Source organism: Nocardiopsis sp. EMB25, assembly GCF_026797795.1.
In the GTDB taxonomy this organism is placed as follows: domain Bacteria; phylum Actinomycetota; class Actinomycetes; order Streptosporangiales; family Streptosporangiaceae; genus Nocardiopsis; species Nocardiopsis lucentensis.
On the sequence record NZ_JAMTDN010000001.1, the window covers coordinates 3,718,314 to 3,734,646 of the forward strand.

At 71.1% G+C, this 16,333-nt stretch carries 10 protein-coding genes; 9 read left to right on the forward strand and 1 reads right to left on the reverse strand.

Going from position 1 to position 16,333, the window contains the following annotated elements; genetic code table 11:
* The first annotated feature begins 762 nt into the window (after positions 1-762).
* The 4 genes from hisS to KIK06_RS16090 all read left to right on the forward strand — a co-directional run bounded on the left by hisS (position 763) and on the right by KIK06_RS16090 (position 8,646).
* On the forward strand, positions 763-2,097 hold the full coding sequence (gene hisS / locus KIK06_RS16075; protein WP_017599472.1) for a histidine--tRNA ligase: 1,335 nt from the start codon (positions 763-765) through the stop codon (positions 2,095-2,097).
* Positions 2,098-2,266: 169 nt separating this feature from the next.
* Entirely contained in the window at positions 2,267-4,720 is a 2,454-nt protein-coding gene (locus KIK06_RS16080; protein WP_268643827.1) for an ATP-binding protein, read from the forward strand.
* A 167-nt stretch (positions 4,721-4,887) separates the two neighbouring features.
* Positions 4,888-7,404 (forward strand): LuxR C-terminal-related transcriptional regulator, encoded by a 2,517-nt coding sequence (locus KIK06_RS16085; RefSeq protein ID WP_268646022.1) that lies wholly within the window; start codon positions 4,888-4,890, stop codon positions 7,402-7,404.
* Between the two features lie 393 nt (positions 7,405-7,797).
* Entirely contained in the window at positions 7,798-8,646 is an 849-nt protein-coding gene (locus KIK06_RS16090; RefSeq protein WP_040689843.1) for an AMP-binding protein, read from the forward strand.
* A 221-nt stretch (positions 8,647-8,867) separates the two neighbouring features.
* Here the strand turns inward: KIK06_RS16090 and KIK06_RS16095 are convergent, their stop codons facing one another.
* Positions 8,868-9,398 carry an ATP-binding protein gene (locus KIK06_RS16095; RefSeq protein ID WP_017599477.1) on the reverse strand — a complete coding sequence of 177 codons (531 nt, stop codon included), beginning with the start codon at positions 9,396-9,398 and terminating at the stop codon, positions 8,868-8,870.
* A 345-nt stretch (positions 9,399-9,743) separates the two neighbouring features.
* Here KIK06_RS16095 and KIK06_RS16100 point away from each other — a divergent pair, with 345 nt between their 5' ends.
* The 5 genes from KIK06_RS16100 (at position 9,744) to KIK06_RS16120 (ending at position 16,261) form a co-directional block, all read left to right on the forward strand.
* Entirely contained in the window at positions 9,744-10,703 is a 960-nt protein-coding gene (locus KIK06_RS16100) for an ATP-binding protein (protein ID WP_268643829.1), read from the forward strand.
* A gap of 396 nt (positions 10,704-11,099) precedes the next feature.
* Positions 11,100-12,701, forward strand: coding sequence for an ABC transporter substrate-binding protein (locus KIK06_RS16105; RefSeq protein WP_017599480.1), 1,602 nt, complete (start codon positions 11,100-11,102; stop codon positions 12,699-12,701).
* A gap of 46 nt (positions 12,702-12,747) precedes the next feature.
* Positions 12,748-13,782 carry an ABC transporter permease gene (locus KIK06_RS16110; protein ID WP_268643830.1) on the forward strand — a complete coding sequence of 345 codons (1,035 nt, stop codon included), beginning with the start codon at positions 12,748-12,750 and terminating at the stop codon, positions 13,780-13,782.
* On the forward strand, positions 13,779-14,672 hold the full coding sequence (locus tag KIK06_RS16115; protein WP_268643832.1) for an ABC transporter permease: 894 nt from the start codon (positions 13,779-13,781) through the stop codon (positions 14,670-14,672). Before KIK06_RS16110 ends, KIK06_RS16115 begins: the two co-directional genes overlap by 4 nt.
* A complete protein-coding gene (locus KIK06_RS16120; RefSeq protein ID WP_017599483.1) occupies positions 14,669-16,261 on the forward strand; it encodes an ABC transporter ATP-binding protein in 1,593 nt (530 codons plus the stop codon). Before KIK06_RS16115 ends, KIK06_RS16120 begins: the two co-directional genes overlap by 4 nt.
* Positions 16,262-16,333: the final 72 nt, after the last annotated feature.

A 16,333-nucleotide genomic window follows, 5' to 3' on the forward strand; every position in this document is an offset into this window, starting at 1 on the left:
GGGGTGCGGTCTCCCCCGGATCCGAACCATCGCGAGGGGCGCCGCCCCTGGAACCTAACACCGGAACGCCTTCCGTGAAGGCGATTCCGCGCAGTGGGACGCGACACCCACCAGCGCGCTCCGGTGCGCGCGCTCGGCCTCGGACACGGCTCATCGCCACGTGACCGGCCGAGGAGTCCCGTGGCGGGCGGTCCACGAGTGCGGACACACCGTAACCAGCAAAGCACGGAACCGTACCCCGGTGGACCGACTTTACGACTTTGTGAGCGGCCGTTTTCGGCCGCTTTCGGCCGCGTCAATCCCTGTCCGGGACCGGCGGCGGAGTCTACGGTGGAGGGCGGGGCACTCGCCAAGGATCGGTCGCCGGGACTCCTGGCACGAGTGGGCGACCGAAGGGGGCGCCTCGGTGGCGCACCTGGGGCGTCCGCCCGCGAACCGACGCCTCGCTCTTCGGTGTCGGAGGCGGGTGGCGGCCCGAGGCCGACACCCACGAAGCCCGTCGGCCCACATCCGTCCACGTGGGCCGACGGGCCCACCACCGCCCACGGGCCACTCCGTGGCAGGAGCGGACACCCTCGACCGACGCCCACGGCGCGGCACCCCGCCCGTCGCCCGCCACCGCCTGTGGACAACCCGAACGGCGGCACCGGTTGCCCGTAGGATGGACGCAGCCCCTTCCCACGTCGGAGCCGCACGTCGGCGGGCGCGGGAGTGAGGGGCACAGCCGACCACCCATTCTCCCAAGGGAGCCGAGAACCCCACATGTCCGAGCAGCGCGTCGTCCGCCCCACTCCCATCAGCGGTTTCCCCGAATGGACCCCACAGGTCCGGGCCGTGGAGCAGCGCTGGCTGGACCATATCCGCGCCGGCTTCGAGTCCTACGGCTTCGCGTCCGTGGAGACGCCCTCGGTGGAGAACCTGGACGTGCTGATGGCCAAGGGCGAGACCTCCCAGGAGGTCTACACCCTGCACCGGCTCCAGGCGGACGCCAAGGACGACTCCGACGCCAGGCTCGGGCTGCACTTCGACCTCACCGTGCCCTTCGCGCGCTACGTCGCCCAGCACTTCAACGAGCTGACCTTCCCGTTCAAGCGCTACCAGATGCAGCGCGTCTGGCGCGGGGAGCGGCCGCAGGAAGGCCGGTACCGCGAGTTCACCCAGTGCGACATCGACGTCATCAACGTCGACTCCGTCCCGCTGCACTTCGACGCCGAGCTGCCGCGGATCGTCCACCAGGTGCTCAGCGGGCTGGACCTGCCCTCCTGGACACTCAACGTGAACAACCGCAAGGTCCTCCAGGGCTTCTACGAGGGCCTGGGCGTCAAGGAGCCGCTCACGGTCATCCGTGCCGTGGACAAGCTGCACAAGATCGGCGACGACGGCGTGCGCGACATCCTCCTCGGCGAGGGCCTGAACGACGAGCAGGCCGACGCGTGCCTGGCCCTGGCCCGCGTGCGCGGCGCCGGCAAGGACGTCGCCGGGAAGGTCGAGGCGCTGGGAGTCACCTCCGAACTCCTCTCCGAGGGTCTGGAGGAGCTCACCTTCGTGCTGGACGAGCTGGCCGACCTCCCCGAGGGGAGCGTGGTCGCGGACCTGTCCATCGCGCGCGGGCTGGACTACTACACCGGCACCGTCTACGAGGCCTCCTTCGACGACGACCCCGCCTACGGCAGCATCTGCGCGGGCGGCCGCTACGAGGACCTGGCCGGTCAGTTCATCCGCCGCCGGCTGCCCGGTGTGGGCATCTCCATCGGCCTGACCCGCATCTTCGCCAAGCTCGTGGCGGAGGGTCGGATCCAGGAGGGACGGGTGTGCCCCACCGACGTCATGGTGGTGGTACCGAACGCCGAACGCCGCAAGGACGCCCTGCGCACCGGGGCGCTCCTGCGCGAGCGCGGTTTCAACACCGAGGTGTTCCACTCCACCGCCAAGGTCGGCAAGCAGATCCAGTACGCGTCGAAGAAGGGCGTCCCCTTCGTCTGGTTCCCGCCCTTCGGCGAGGACGGCGACCACGAGGTCAAGGACATGGCCTCCGGCGATCAGGGCCCGGCCGACCCGGCGACCTGGCGCCCCGCCACCGATGACACATCGGCCTGATAGCACCAACGGTCCCGGCATGGGCGGTTTCTGACCGCTCATGCCGGAACCGGCCATTCACAAGACAGCTCCAGCCGGTCGGTGGGAGACTGGAGGCAGGCTGTTCTCCGTGCCACGGTGCCGCCCAGGCGCGCGCCGCGGCCGATTCGGTGTCCAAGTAATCGAGGCCATGTCCCATCCCCGCCACAACCTGCCCCTGTCCGCTGGCGAGTTCATCCGGTTCGTCGGTCGTGAGCGCGACATCGTCGACCTGGGCCGCCTTCTCGGAACCGCCAGGATGGTCACGCTCACCGGGACCGGCGGCATCGGGAAGACACGGCTCGCCCTCCACCTCGCCGAGCGCGTGCTCCGCCGGTTCCCCGACGGCGTGCGCTTCATCGACCTGAGCGAGGCCTCCACCCACGACCAGGCGCTGCGCACGGTCGCCAACGGCCTCCAGGCCGTGGAGGACGACGCCCGCACGGTGATGGAGGCGATCATCACCGCGCTGCGCACCCAGAACCTGCTGCTGCTCCTGGACACCTGCGAACACGCCGTCGGCCCGATGGCGCAGCTGTGCCAGGCGGTCCTGCGCGACTGTCCCCGGGTACGCATCCTCGCCACCAGCCGCCAACCCCTGCACGTGCCCCAGGAGAACATCTGGCGCGTGCCCCCGCTCTCCCTCCCCTCCCGGCCGACCCCCACCGACCCCTACGCCGCCAATCCGGCGCCCATCCCCCGCCGCGACACCCAGCGCTATGAGTCGGTACGCCTGTTCGTCACCCGGGCCCACGCGGCCCGCTCCGGGTTCGAGATGACCCGCGAGAACTCCGGCTACATCGCCGAGATCTGCCGGATGCTCGACGGCATGCCGCTGGCCATCGAACTGGCCGCCGCCCGGGTGCGCGTGCTCTCCGTCCAGCAGATCCTGCGCCGCCTGGACGACCGGTTCCGGCTGCTCACCAGCGACGGCTCCAACGATCTCCCCGCCCGCCAGCGCACCCTGCGCGCGGTCCTGGAGTGGAGCCACGACCTGCTGTCGGAGTCCGAACGGCGGTTACTGCACCGGCTGTCGGTGTTCACCACGTGGTACCTGGAGGTCGCCGAGGAGGTGTGCTCCGACGACGGCGTCGACTCCGCCGACATCCTCCCGCTGCACTTCTCCCTCGTCGACAAGTCGCTCGTGGTGATGGACGCCGAGGTCGACGGCACCACGCACTACCGGCTCACCGAGACCGTCCGCGCCTACGCCGCCGAGCACCTGGCCGAGAGCGGCGGCGAGGACGAGCGCTGGGAACGCTACCTGAGCTTCAGCGTCCGCCGGCTGGAGGAGATGGCCGCGAACGTCAGCAAACCCATGACCTGGGGAGAGCGGCTGGGCCAGCTGCGCTTCCTCGACCACCATCGCGACAACCACGCCCGGGTGACGCGGTGGGCGGTCTCCCACGGCCGGGTGGACGAGGCCCTGCGCGTGTGCGTGGCGCTGCGCCCGTACTGGATGGTCCGCGACCTGGCGGCCGAGGGGAGCCGCGTGTTGGAGACCGTCCTGGCCACCGACCCCGACCACCAGTCCCCCGTCCTGCGTACGCGTGCCCTGGCGCTCCACGCGGAACTGCGGCTCGACCTGGACCCCGCCCCGCGGGTCGCCGCCCTGGCCCAGTGCGCCCTGGAGGCCGCGCGCGCCTGCCGCGAACCCGGGGCGGCCGCCTCCGCGCTGACCACGCTGGCGGCGCTGGCCCTGCGTACGGGTGCGCTGGACGAGGGACAGCGGTACGCCGACCAGGCCCGGTCATGGGTGAGGGGGGTCGGTGACCCCATCACCGAGGGAAGCCTGCTCGGTGTGCTCGCCCGGCTGGCCCGCCGCCGGGACGAGACCGACGAGGCCGTCCGTCACCTGGAACACAGCATGGAGGTGGCCGAGGGGCTGGGCGACCGGTGGAGCGTGGCCCGCAGCCTGCACGGCCTGGGGACCATCGCCGCCGAGGTGGGCGACCACGACCGTGCCCGGGACCTGTTCGCGCGGGCCCTGGAGGTCTTCAGCGAATTGGAGGCGGCGCCCGCGACGGCCCGCTGCGCCCGCGCCCTGGGGCGGCTGCTGCTGAACGACGGCGAGGTGTTGGAGGCCAGGGAGCCGCTGTCGACCTGCCTTCGGGTGAGCTTCACGTCCGGACAGCGGATCGCCGTGGCCCGCGCCCTGGAGGCGCTGGCCGAGCTCGCGCTGGCGGAGCAGGAGGCCGAACGGGCGGCGGCCCTGGCCGGTGTGGCCTCGGATCTGAGGACGTCACTGGGCCGCCCGTCGGCCGAAACCGTCCGCCTGCGCTCGGCGGTGGAGCGGTGGGTGGGCACGGCCCGGGCCACCGAGGCGTGGAACGCGTGGCGTGCCCTTCCCCTGGAGCAGGTCCGTGACCGTGCCCTGGCCTTCCCCCGGACCACCGGCCGCGCGACCGGTCCGGCGTCGCTGACCCCCCGGGAACGGGAGATCGCCGAGCTCGCGGAGGCGGGCCTGTCGAATCGGGAAATAGCCGAACGATTGACCATCAGCCAGGCGACCGCCGCGCGACACGTCGCGAACATCTTCAGAAAACTCTCGATTTCCTCGAGAACGCAGTTGACCGGCTGGGCTTCCACCACGGACTCCGGCTGAAAGGCGGCGTGTTGTCCGGAAGCACTTGCACAGTGCGCGTGCACGCGCTAAACCAGAAACTCCAAGTACCGCGTCCCACCTCCCTACGTGTTCGTCCCTGCCCCCCTTTCCTCCGCACTGGTGAAGACCTTCCCCGACCGCCCCTACATGTGAAGGCCATGGCACCTCTGACCGCGCCCGCGCGGCACAACCTCCCTCGGCCGGGTACCGGCTTCGTGGGCCGCGAGCGGGATCTGAGCGACTTGCTCCGACTCCTCGGTTCCAGCCGATCCGTCACCCTGTGCGGGACCGACGGCCTCGGCAAGACCCGGCTGGCGCTGCGGGTCGCGGAACAGTCCACCGTCTCCTTCCCCGACGGAGTGTGGATCGCCGACCTCACCGACGCGAGCACGACGCTGGAGGTCTACGCCCGCGTGGCGAACGCGGTCGGCGTGGTCGAGGAGCCCGGTCAACCGATGTCGGTGACGGTGACCGAAGCGCTGCGCTCGCGGCGGCTCCTGCTCATCCTCGATCCGTGCGACGGCATCGCCGACGCGGTGACCGAGGTGGGCGAGGCTCTGCTGGCCTCGTGCCCCGCCGTGACGGTGCTGCTCACCAGTCGAGAGCCGATCCGCCTGTGCGGCGGCACCGTGTGGCGGGTCCCCCCCATGGCACTGCCGGTGGCCGCGCGCAACGCACCGCCGCCGGACCCCTCGGACGCCGAGGCGGTGCGGCTGTTCCTGGACCGGGCCCGTGCCCGCGACCCCCGCTTCACGGTCTCGCACCGGGAACTGGAGTCGGTGGCGGTCCTGTGCGACCTGGCCGGAGGGGTGCCACTGGGCATCGAGGTGCTCGGCGCGAGTGCCCCCGGGACGGGTCCGGAGGCCCTCGCCGAGGCGCTGCGCTCCCACCTGGCCTCCCCTGACGTACGTCCCGGACCAGGGCAGGCCGTGGCGCGCAGCGAGGTCCTGCCGCTGGTACTGGACTTCGTCTACGAGAACCTCAGCGAACCGCAGCGGCTGCTGCTGTGTCGGCTGTCGGTGTTCCGCGGGTGGGACCTGGAGCTGGCCGAGCAGGTGTGCGCTGATGAGGACCTGCCGGAAACCGACATCCTCGATCTGCTCACGTCCCTGCTCAACCGGTCGCTGATCACGGTGACCGGTGAGTTCGAGGGCCGGGTGCGCTACAAACTCCCCGGGGCCGTGCGCGACTTCGCCCAGGAGCGGCTGGCCGCCCGGGGCGAGGCCGAGCCGTTCCAGGAGCGGCTCCTGGCGCGGATGCTGCGTCTGGTGGAGGACCTGGGGCGGCGATTGGAGTCGAGCCAGTCGATGCCCTGGACGGAGCGGGACTCCGGCCGCCAACGGGTCATCGCCGAGTTCTCCACGCTGCGCTCGGTCCTGCGGTGGGCGTACGAGCACGGCGCCGCCGAACCGGGGCTGCGCCTGTGCGTGAGCCTGGTCGCGCACTGGGTCAGCCACCAGTCCTACTCCGAGGGCGCGCACTGGATGGACCTGCTGCTCGGGCTGGAGGACGCGGCCAAGGCCCCGTCGCGCGCCCGCGCCCTGGTCGGCCGGGCCCAGCTCGCCCGGGTGCGGCGTGACCACGAACGCGCCCTGGCCCTGGGCGAGGAGGGGCTGCGGCTGTGCCGGGAGGCGGGGGACGACGTGTTCGTCCGCACCTGCCTCAACCTGCTCGCGCTCGTGGAGGTGCGCACGCGCTCCCTGGACCGGGCCGCTGTTCGGGTCGAGGAGGCCCTGCGGCTGTGCCGGGACGCCGGTGATCTGTGGGGTGAGGCGATCGCCCTCGGGACGCGGGCCGCACTGGTCGCGCAGCAGGGCGACTACCCCAGCGCCGACCACCACTACAACGCGGCACTGACTCTGCTGCGCGGGATCGACCACCGCTGGGGGGTCGGCGTCATCCTCATCGGGCAGGCCGGGGCGGCCGAGGCCAACGGCGACCTGATGACCGCCGACCGCTGCTACCGCGAGGCCCTGGACACCCAACGGCTGATCGGGGCGGCCGCGGAGGAGGCCCGCTGCCTGTCAGGCATCGGGCGGGTCGCCCACGTGCAGGGGCACACCAAACAGGCCCTCGACTACCTGAGCGAGGGACTCGTCCTCAGTCACACGACCGGGCAGCGAGCGGAGGCGGCGCGTTCCCTCACCGCGATCGCGCGGGTGGCGTCCGCCTTGGGCCGGCGCGAATCCGCGTGCCGTCTGGCGGGCGCGGCCGCGCAGGTCCGGGGTCGCCTGGGGCTGTCCACGAACCCCGCGCCCTGGCCGTTCACGGACCTGGAGCGGGTCCGGCGACGCAGGCGGCAGCTGGTCGGCTGGTGGGAGCAGGGCCGCGCACTGGAACTGACCGAGGCGGTCAGGGAGGCCGAGCTGTTGTCCGAGGAGGGACGCAGGCCGCCGTCGCGGCGCACGCCGAGCGGACGGCGCAACGGCGCGCGGTCCGGGCGTGCGGAGGCGCCGGCCGCTCCCTCGCCGGAGTCGACCAGTCCGCAGCAGCGGCTGACCCGGCGGGAACTGGAGATCGCGCGTCTGGTGAGCACCGGTAAGAGCAACCCGGAGATCGCCCGGGCGCTGTTCATCACGCCGTCGACCGCGGCCCGGCACGTCGCCAACATCAACCGGAAGATGGGGTTCCACTCGCGTACCCAGATCACGGCCTGGATCGAGCGGCACAGCGCCTCGGGGTGAGCCGCGAAAGGCCACTCGCTGGCCATCTGGTGATGACTCGGCGTTCGCATGCCATGAATCTACATATGCATCTGCACCGCAACATGCATGTGCATCTGGCTGTGAACGCGCTAGGCTTCCAGCCATGGGGCTTCGGGCTCGCGACACCTTTGGTGACGCGCTCACGGGAGCCCCCGCAACGGCCGTCGGCCCCGGACCGAACACGGGAAGCCGCCGGACCGTCAACCCCGGGCCTGTCCCGGGGTCGGTGGAGAACCGTGCCGGGACCAGGCGCCCCCAGGGGAGGGGACAGGCGCCGGACTCCCGGCACGGCGCACCGGGCTCGCCACGTGGAGGGGGCGTGACGAGCCCGGACAGCCGAACCGTCGCCGCCTGGGAGAGCTGGGGGTACGCATGGGGGTAGCACTGACTTCGGGAACCGGACGGCCGGGACACCATCTGCCACGTAGGGACGACCCGATCGGCTCTCTGACGGGGGGCCTGTGCGAGCGTCTGCGGCTGCGCCCCGCACGGGGCGGCACCATCCGGGGACGGAGCGGCCGGGTGGACGCGCTGACCTTCGCCGCGACCGTGGAGCAGGCGGCCGCGGGGCTGAGCCGCCGGGGGATGTGCTTCGGCGACGTGGTGGGTGTGCTGGCCCCCGTGTGCCCTGAGCGTTTCCTGGCCACGTACACGGTGATGTCCGTCGGCGGGCGCGCGCTTCCCCTGTCGACCACCTCCGATCCGGACACCCAGAGCGCCATCCTCGCCGAGACCGACACGCGGCTGCTGCTGGTCACCGAGGACCTGGCCCAGACCGCCCTGGAGCTGGCGGATCGCTCACGCGTGCGCCAGGTGATCTCCTTCGGGGACGCCCTGGGGACGACCTCGTTCGACGAACTGCTCCAGCCCAGCCTGGACGGGAGCGGGTACAGCCCCACCCGCGGGCTCTTCGACAACGGCATCCTCGGCTACGAACGCACCAGCGACGGCGTCCTGGCGACCCTCTACCCGCACAGCGACCTCATGGTGCGCTTCGGTGAACTGCGGGAACGACTGGAACTGACCTCCGACGACGTGGTCGCGGTGGACGAGCACGGCGACGAGCCCACGAGGGTGGCACTGGTGGCACTCGCGTTGTGGACGGGGGCCTGTGTGGTGGCCGGGGACGACTCCCCCGCGCCGGAGGGCCGGAGAGTGACGGTGCGCTGCGCCCCGGACCCGGTCCGGGTGGCCCACCCGCACGCCGACTCGATGTTCTGAGCTGTGTTTCTTGGGTCCTCCGCTGCGCTTCGGACCGTGTTCGGGCGCCCTCAAGGCAGGGATGCTTCCTCCTCGGCCACGCCTGTCGCTCGTTCCTCGCTACGCGGCTTGCCTCGCCCGCCCGTCGCCCTCCACCACCCTCAACGGACGCCTGCGGCGCAGCCCCATCCATAACCACCCCGCCGGCGCCCGAACGTCAAGCCCCCTGAGGTGACCGGTAGTCAGTCGACGTCCGCCGGAGCCGTACCCGGGTCGTCGATCTCGAACCAGGCCACGTGGGTGGACCCGCTCCAGTACTCGCCGCTGCGGGTGGCGCAGCTGTCGACGATGAGCCGACCCCGCCCGTAGTCCTCGCCGTCCTCGCGCGAGTGCCCACCGGATCCGTCGCGTTCCCCCTGGTCGGCGACGGCGACCCGCAGCCTGCCCGGCCCCGAGCGCAGGAAGAGCGTCATCACTCCGCCGGTCTGCCCCGACCGTGAGTGCAGGAGCGCGTTGGTGGCGAGTTCGCTGACGGCGAGTTCGGCGTCGTCCAGGGCCACGTCGCAGTGCCCCCTCCCGGAGAGGAATCCGCGTACACGCGCCCGGATGGAGCGGACCGCGGTCAGGTTGCCCGCACAACTCCAGACGGTGTTGTCGGTGGCGTCGTCGGGGAGGTCCGCGACCTCGATCGTCGACGTGACTGGCGGTGTCGGCGCGGTGTCCTCCGGAACCTCCGCGGGCACGTGTTCCCGGAGTTGCCTCGCCTCAGCCATCCGGTCACTCCAATCACCCGCGACGGGCGCGCGGGTCGCGCAGCCTGCACTCACCTTAGACAAGGGTGGGCTGGGTCCAGAACAGCACACCCGGCGTCCCGCCGTCGCGGATTGGCCACAAAACGCCGTCACGTGTCCTCCCCCGTGAGGACAAAGGAAATGGTTCGGACCCCAGAACCACCCATGTGACGTGTAACACGTTGGCAATACCGCACCGGGATCGGCCATTCGCCTGACACGCGACCCCGAATGGAACGATAATCGTTCCCGTTCTCATCGGGTCGCCGCGCGGCCCGGACACCGCGCGGGCGGGGCCACCCCGCCCGCACCCGACACGGAGGGCCGATGAAGATCGCGTTCGCGGGCAAGGGCGGCAGCGGCAAGACCACCCTCTCCGCACTCTTCACCCGCCATCTCGCCGCCCAGCGGGCGCCCGTGGTGGCCATCGACGCCGACATCAACCAGCACCTGGGCGCCGCGCTCGGCGTACCCGAGCAGCGCTTGGCGGAGCTTCCCGCGCTGGGCGCGCACCTGACCGAGATCAGGGAGATCCTGCGCGGCGACAACCCGCGGATCCCGTCGGCCGAGGCGATGGTCAAGACCACCCCGCCGGGCCGGGGGTCGCGCCTGCTGGAGGTGACCGGGAAGAACCCGGTGCACGAGCGGTTCGGCACGGACGCCCACGGAGCGACGCTCATGGTCACCGGCCCCTACTCCGAGGAGGACCTCGGCGTGTCCTGCTACCACTCCAAGGTGGGCGCCGCCGAGATGTACCTCAACCACCTCGTCGACGGGCCGGGCGAGTACGTGGTCATGGACATGACCGCGGGCGCCGACTCCTTCTCCTCCGGACTGTTCACCCGTTTCGACGTCACCTTCCTGGTCGCCGAACCGACCCTGCGCGGCGTGGGCGTGTACCGGCAGTACGCCGACTACGCGCGCGACCACGACGTCGAGATCAGGGTGATCGGCAACAAGGTGCGCGACGAGGAGGACGTCGAGTTCCTGCGCGAACACGTCGGCGACGCCCTGGCCGCGTGGATGACGCACTCGGGGTTCGTGCGGTCGATGGAGAAGGGCCGCCACCCGGAGTTGGCCGACCTGGAGGAGGACAACGTCAAGACGCTCGGCCGGATGCGGGACATGGTCGACGCCCACCCCAAGGACTGGGCGAAGTTCACCCGCCAGTCGGCTGAGTTCCACCTGCGCTACGCTCGCGCCCGGGCGGGCACCGCGGACCTGGCGGCGCAACTCGACCCGGACTTCCTCATGGGACCGGAGGCCCTCGGCGTTGAGTCGCCCTAACCAGAAACCGTCAAAACGGACAAATCAAACGTTAAACACCACGGTTTCACTTCCCCCTCGCATCAATTAGGGCACAACCCCCAAGTGGGGCACGCCACAAACACCTCGCGGGCGGCATGCGCACACGACCGCGCGTGTCGCCCACGGGAACTCCCCCAAAAGGCAGGCCACAACGGCTTTGCGCCGGTATCACAGCTACACCCTCGGTATACCTCCCAGGGAGCGGTTCGCACTCCGAACACCGTCTTCACCTGGTTTGACGCTTCCCAGGGGTCACACAAGTATCGATGGGTGGACTGATACCCGCTGGTAGGCCCAGGCCCGGACCCTGCCCGGGCACCTCCCCAGGCTGCGGTGTCGTCCCGTCGAAGCTCCCGTACCCACACGAGGTGTCCCGTGTCGTCCCTGCCCGAAGAGCCCACCCCCGCCCGTCCGCACGCCCCCAGCCGCCGTTCCCTGCTCAAGGCCTCCGCGGCCGGCGCGGCCATCGCCCCGGTCCTGGCCGCCTGCGGCGGGGACTCCGACACCGGCGGTTCCGCCTCCGGTGAGCCCCAACGGGGCGGCCGCCTGCGGGTCGGCATCGCCGGCGGCGGCGCCAGCGACACCCTGGACGCCCACGACCCGACCGACAACGTCGACATCGCGCGCAACCACGCGCTCTACGCCGCCCTGGTGACCTTCACCAAGGACGGCGCCATCGAGATGGACCTGGCCGAGTCCCTGGAGCCCAACGACGACGCCACGGAGTGGACCGTCGTGCTCAAGGAGGGGCTGACCTTCCACGACGACTCCCCCGTCACCGCCGACGACGTGGTCTTCTCCCTGCGCCGCATCATGGACGAGGAGAACCCGATGCGCGGGGCGGGCGACCTGGAGAGCGTCGACATCGAGGGGGTCGAGGCCACCGACGAGCGCACCGTCGTCATCCCCTGCACCGAACCGTTCGTGACCCTGCCCGAGGCGCTCGCCGAGTACTACAACTGCGTCGTCCCCCAGGGCTACGACCCGGAGAACCCGATCGGCTGCGGCCCGTTCAAGCACGCCGAGTTCACCGCCGGCCAGTACAGCCTCTTCGAGCGGCACGAGGGCTACCACGTCGAGGGCCTGCCCTACGTCGACGAGCTGGAGATCATCGACTTCCCCGAGGACGACGCCCGGGTCAACGCCCTCACCAGCCTCAGCGTCGACGTCATCAGCCAGGTGCCGCACGCCCAGGTCGCCATCATCGAGGGCAACATCGACGTGGAGGTCATGGAGTCCGAGACCGGCATGTGGCTGCCGTTCACCATGCGCGTGGACCAGGCGCCCTTCGACGACGTGCGGGTCCGCCAGGCCTTCCGCCTCATCGTCGACCGCCAGCAGATGGTCGACCAGGCGCTGGCAGGGTACGGGCAGATCGGCAACGACATGTACGCCCGGATGGACCCGTCCTACCCCGAGGACTTCCCGCAGCGCGAGCAGGACCTGGAGGAGGCCCGCCGCCTGCTCTCCGAGGCCGGGCACGGGGACGGCCTGGAGGTCGAGCTGGTCACCGGTGACATCAACGCCGGTATCGTCGCCGCCGCCGAGGTGTTCCAGGAGCAGGCCCGCGAGGCCGGGGTCACCGTCAACCTGCGCCGGGTCAACGCCAGCGACTACTGGAACGCGGAGGAGGGCTTCCCCTACGCCTTCGGCCAGGACTTCTGGAGCGCGCGCAACTACCTCACGCAGACCTCGCAGGGCTCGGTCGTGGGCGCCCCCTACAACGAGACCATGTGGGGCGAGGACGAGGAGTGGGTCGAGCTCGTCGAGCAGGCCCGCCAGACCCCCGACGACGACGAACGCAACGAGCTCATCAAGCAGGCCCAGAAGATCGAGTACGAGGAGGGCGGCTACATCGTGTGGGGCTTCGTGAACCTGCTCGACGCCCACTCGCGGAGGATCCACGGCCTGGAGCCGTCCGTCTCCGGTCACCCGCTCGGTTCGTACTCGTTCCACACGATGTGGAAGGAGCAGTAGCGGCTCCGCGGGAACGCACGGCAGGAATCGCTACCGAAAGCTCACCATGACTCGACTCATCGCCGTCCGCCTCCTGTTCGGCGTCCTGACGCTCTGGGCAGTGTCCGTCGTGGTCTTCGCGGCCACACAGGCGCTGCCGGGCGACGCCGCCCAGCTGATCCTGGGCCGGGACGCCACACCGGAGCGCCTGGAAGCACTGCGCGACCAACTCAACCTGCACCAGCCCGTGGCGGTGCAGTACACGCAGTGGCTCCAGGGCCTCCTCCAGGGGGACCTGGGCACGTCCTTCTCCAACCGCCAGCCGGTCTCCGAGTACCTGGAGTCCCCGTTGGGGAACTCGCTGGTCCTCATGGGCCTGGCCGCCCTGGTCGCGACGCCCGTCTCGCTGCTCATCGGCGCGTTCAGCGCGCTGCGCCGCGACCGGGGGTTCGACCACACCGCGTCCCTGGGAACGCTGGTCCTGGCCTCCGTCCCCGAGTTCGTGGTCGGCATCCTGCTGATCCTCGCCCTGGGGCCGGGCGGAGCCAACCTGTTCCCGTCGGTGTACTCGCGGGAGGGCGGACCCGAGCAGTGGATCCTGCCGGCCCTCACCCTGGCGCTGGCGGTGGCTCCGCCGATCGTCCGGATGATGCGGGCGACGATGATCGAGGTCCTGGAGAGCGAGTACGTGCAGCAGGCGCGACTCAAGGGCCTGGACGAACGGGTCGTGCTGTGGCGGCACGCGGCGCCCAACGCGATCGGGCCGGTGGCCCAGGTGATCGCGCTCCAGCTGGCGTGGCTGGCCGGCGGCGTCGTGGCCGTGGAGTTCCTGTTCAACATCCCGGGTATCGGCAAGGTCCTCATGGACGGCATCGCCAACCGCGACGTCCCGCTGATCCAGGCCGTGGTCCTGCTCATCGCCGGTATCTACATCCTGGTCAACCTGCTCGCCGACGTGATCGGCCTGGCGGCCAACCCGAAGGTGCGGGTCTCGGGCAACCGGCCCTCCGCGCCGGGGAGCGCCACGGCGAAGGACCGAGGCGAGGACGGGGCCGCCGAAACCCCGGCGGACGACCCGAAGGCGAAGGACGTGCGGCGATGAGCGGACCGATGACGGACCCCAAGGTGGAGAAGGTCGCGAAGTCGGCCAAGCGCAGGCCCGGACTGTTCCGGACCGCGTGGGGCTTCGGACGGACCAAGGTGGGCACGGTTCTGGCCGGGATCATCGTCCTGGTCGCCGTGGCGGGGCCGTTCGTGGCGCCCTACGAGCCCACCGAGTTCGTGGCCATGCCCTACGAGACGGGCGTCGGGGGCACCGTGTTCGGCGGTGACAACCTCGGCCGGGACGTGCTGACCCGCTTCCTGTGGGGCGGGTGGACGCTGCTGCTGCTCGCCGCTTCGGCCGCGGGGATCGGCGTGGCCGTGGGCACGGTGGTCGGCATCGTGGCCGGGTACCGGCGCGGATGGCTGGACGACGTGCTCATGCGCTTCAACGACGTCCTGCTGGCCTTCCCGCAGCTGATCGCCGCACTGCTGGTGATGTCGATCATCGGCCCGAAGGTGTGGCTGATCGTCGCGGTCATCGCGGTATCCCATGTGCCCCGGGTGGCGCGTGTGATCCGTGAGGCGACCCGCAAGGTGATCGAGCAGGACTTCGTCAAGGCCGCCGAGGCGATCGGCCTGCCGCGCTGGCGGATCATGGCGGTGGAGATCCTGCCCAACGTCACCAGCCCCCTCCTGGTGGAACTGGGACTGCGGCTGACCTACTCGATCGGCGTGGTCGCGGTCCTGGGCTTCCTGGGCATGGGCCTGCAGCCGCCGACGGCGGACTGGGGCCTGATGATCAACGAGACGCGACAGGGCATGGCCGTTCAGCCGTGGCCCGTGGTCCTGCCGGTGACGGCGATCGCGGTCCTGACCATCGGCGCCAACCTCATCACCGACGGGCTGTCGCGCGCGGCCATCGGTATCGACCGGGGGGTCGAGAAGTGACGCGAAACGAGCACACCGTTCTCGAGGTCGACGACCTGACCGTGATCGGCCGTCCGTCGGCCGTGGAGATCATCTCCGACGTGTCGATCACCGTCCGCAGGGGCGAGATCCTCGGTCTGGTCGGTGAGTCCGGTTCCGGCAAGACCACACTCGGGCTGTCCCTGCTGGCGCACTGCAAGCGGGCCACGGAGATCGTCCGCGGCCACGTGGAGGTGGGCGGCAAGGACCTGGCCTCCCTGTCCGAGCAGCAGGTCCGGCAGCTGCGCGGGCGGGCGGTGGCCTACATCCCGCAGTCCCCCGCCTCGGCGCTCAACCCGGCGCTGCGGCTGAGGACGCAGCTGGGCGAGGCCCTGCACGACGACACGCTGCCCCGCGCGAAGGTCCTGGACCGGGTCCGCGAGGTACTGCGCGAGGTGGCGTTGCCCGACGACGACCGGTTCCTCAACCGGTACCCGCACCAACTGTCCGGAGGGCAGCAGCAGCGGGTGGCCATCGCGATGGCGTTCGTCGGGCGCCCGGAGCTGATCGTGCTCGACGAGCCCACCACGGGCCTGGACGTCACGACGCAGGCGCATGTGCTGGAGACCATTCGGCGGATGACCCGCGAGTACGGGACCGCCGGGGTCTACATCAGCCACGACATGGCCGTGGTCGCCGACCTGGCCGACGAGATCGCGGTGATGTACCGGGGCGAGCTGGTCGAGCGCGGCCGCACCGACGCGGTCCTGGCCGAACCCGGGCACGAGTACACGCGCCGCCTGCTGTCGGCGGTGCCGCTGCTGCGCACCGAGGGGCACGAGGAGGCCGAGGAGCCGGAGGAGGCACCGCTGCTGCGGATCTCCGGGCTGGCGGCCGGGTACGGGCGCACACAGGTGCTGGAGGGGATCGACGTGTCGGTCTCCCGCGGTGAGTGTGTGGCGCTGCTCGGGGAATCCGGCTCCGGTAAGACCACGCTGTCGCGGTCGGTGGCCGGGCTGCACCACCAGTTCACCGGCGAGGCGCTCTTCGACGGTGAGCCGCTGGCGCGCAGCAGCTACCGGCGCACCGCCGAGCAGCGGCGCCGCGTGCAGTACGTGTTCCAGAACCCGTACGAGGCGCTGAACCCGCGCAAGCGTGTGCGCGACCAGATCCTGGGGCCCTACCGGCACCTGATGGGCCGACCCCAGGATCCGGACGCGGTGGTGGCCGAGGCGCTGGAGCGCGCGGCCCTGCCCGCCGCCTACGCCGACCGCTTCCCGGAGCAGCTCAGCGGCGGTGAGCGCCAGCGCGTGTGCATCGCGCGCGCGGTGGCGACCAAGCCGGACCTGATGGTGTGCGACGAGATCACGTCGGCGCTGGACGTGTCGGTGCAGGCGGAGATCGTGACGCTGCTGCGCAACCTCCAGGACGAGGGGATGGCGCTGTTGTTCGTCACGCACAACATCGCGCTGGTGTCCAACATCGCCCAGCGGGTGGCCGTGTTGAACAAGGGCCGGATCGTCGAGTACGGCCCGGTGGGCCGGGTGATGTCCGAGCCCCGGCACGAGTACACGCGCGCGCTCATCGCCGACACCCCGGACTTCCAGCCGTCCTTCGCGACGGCGGAGTAGGGGCCGCCGAGTCGGTGGAGGGGGTGGTGCCGCACCGCCCCCTCCACCGGGCGGCGACTCGGTCCGCTACCT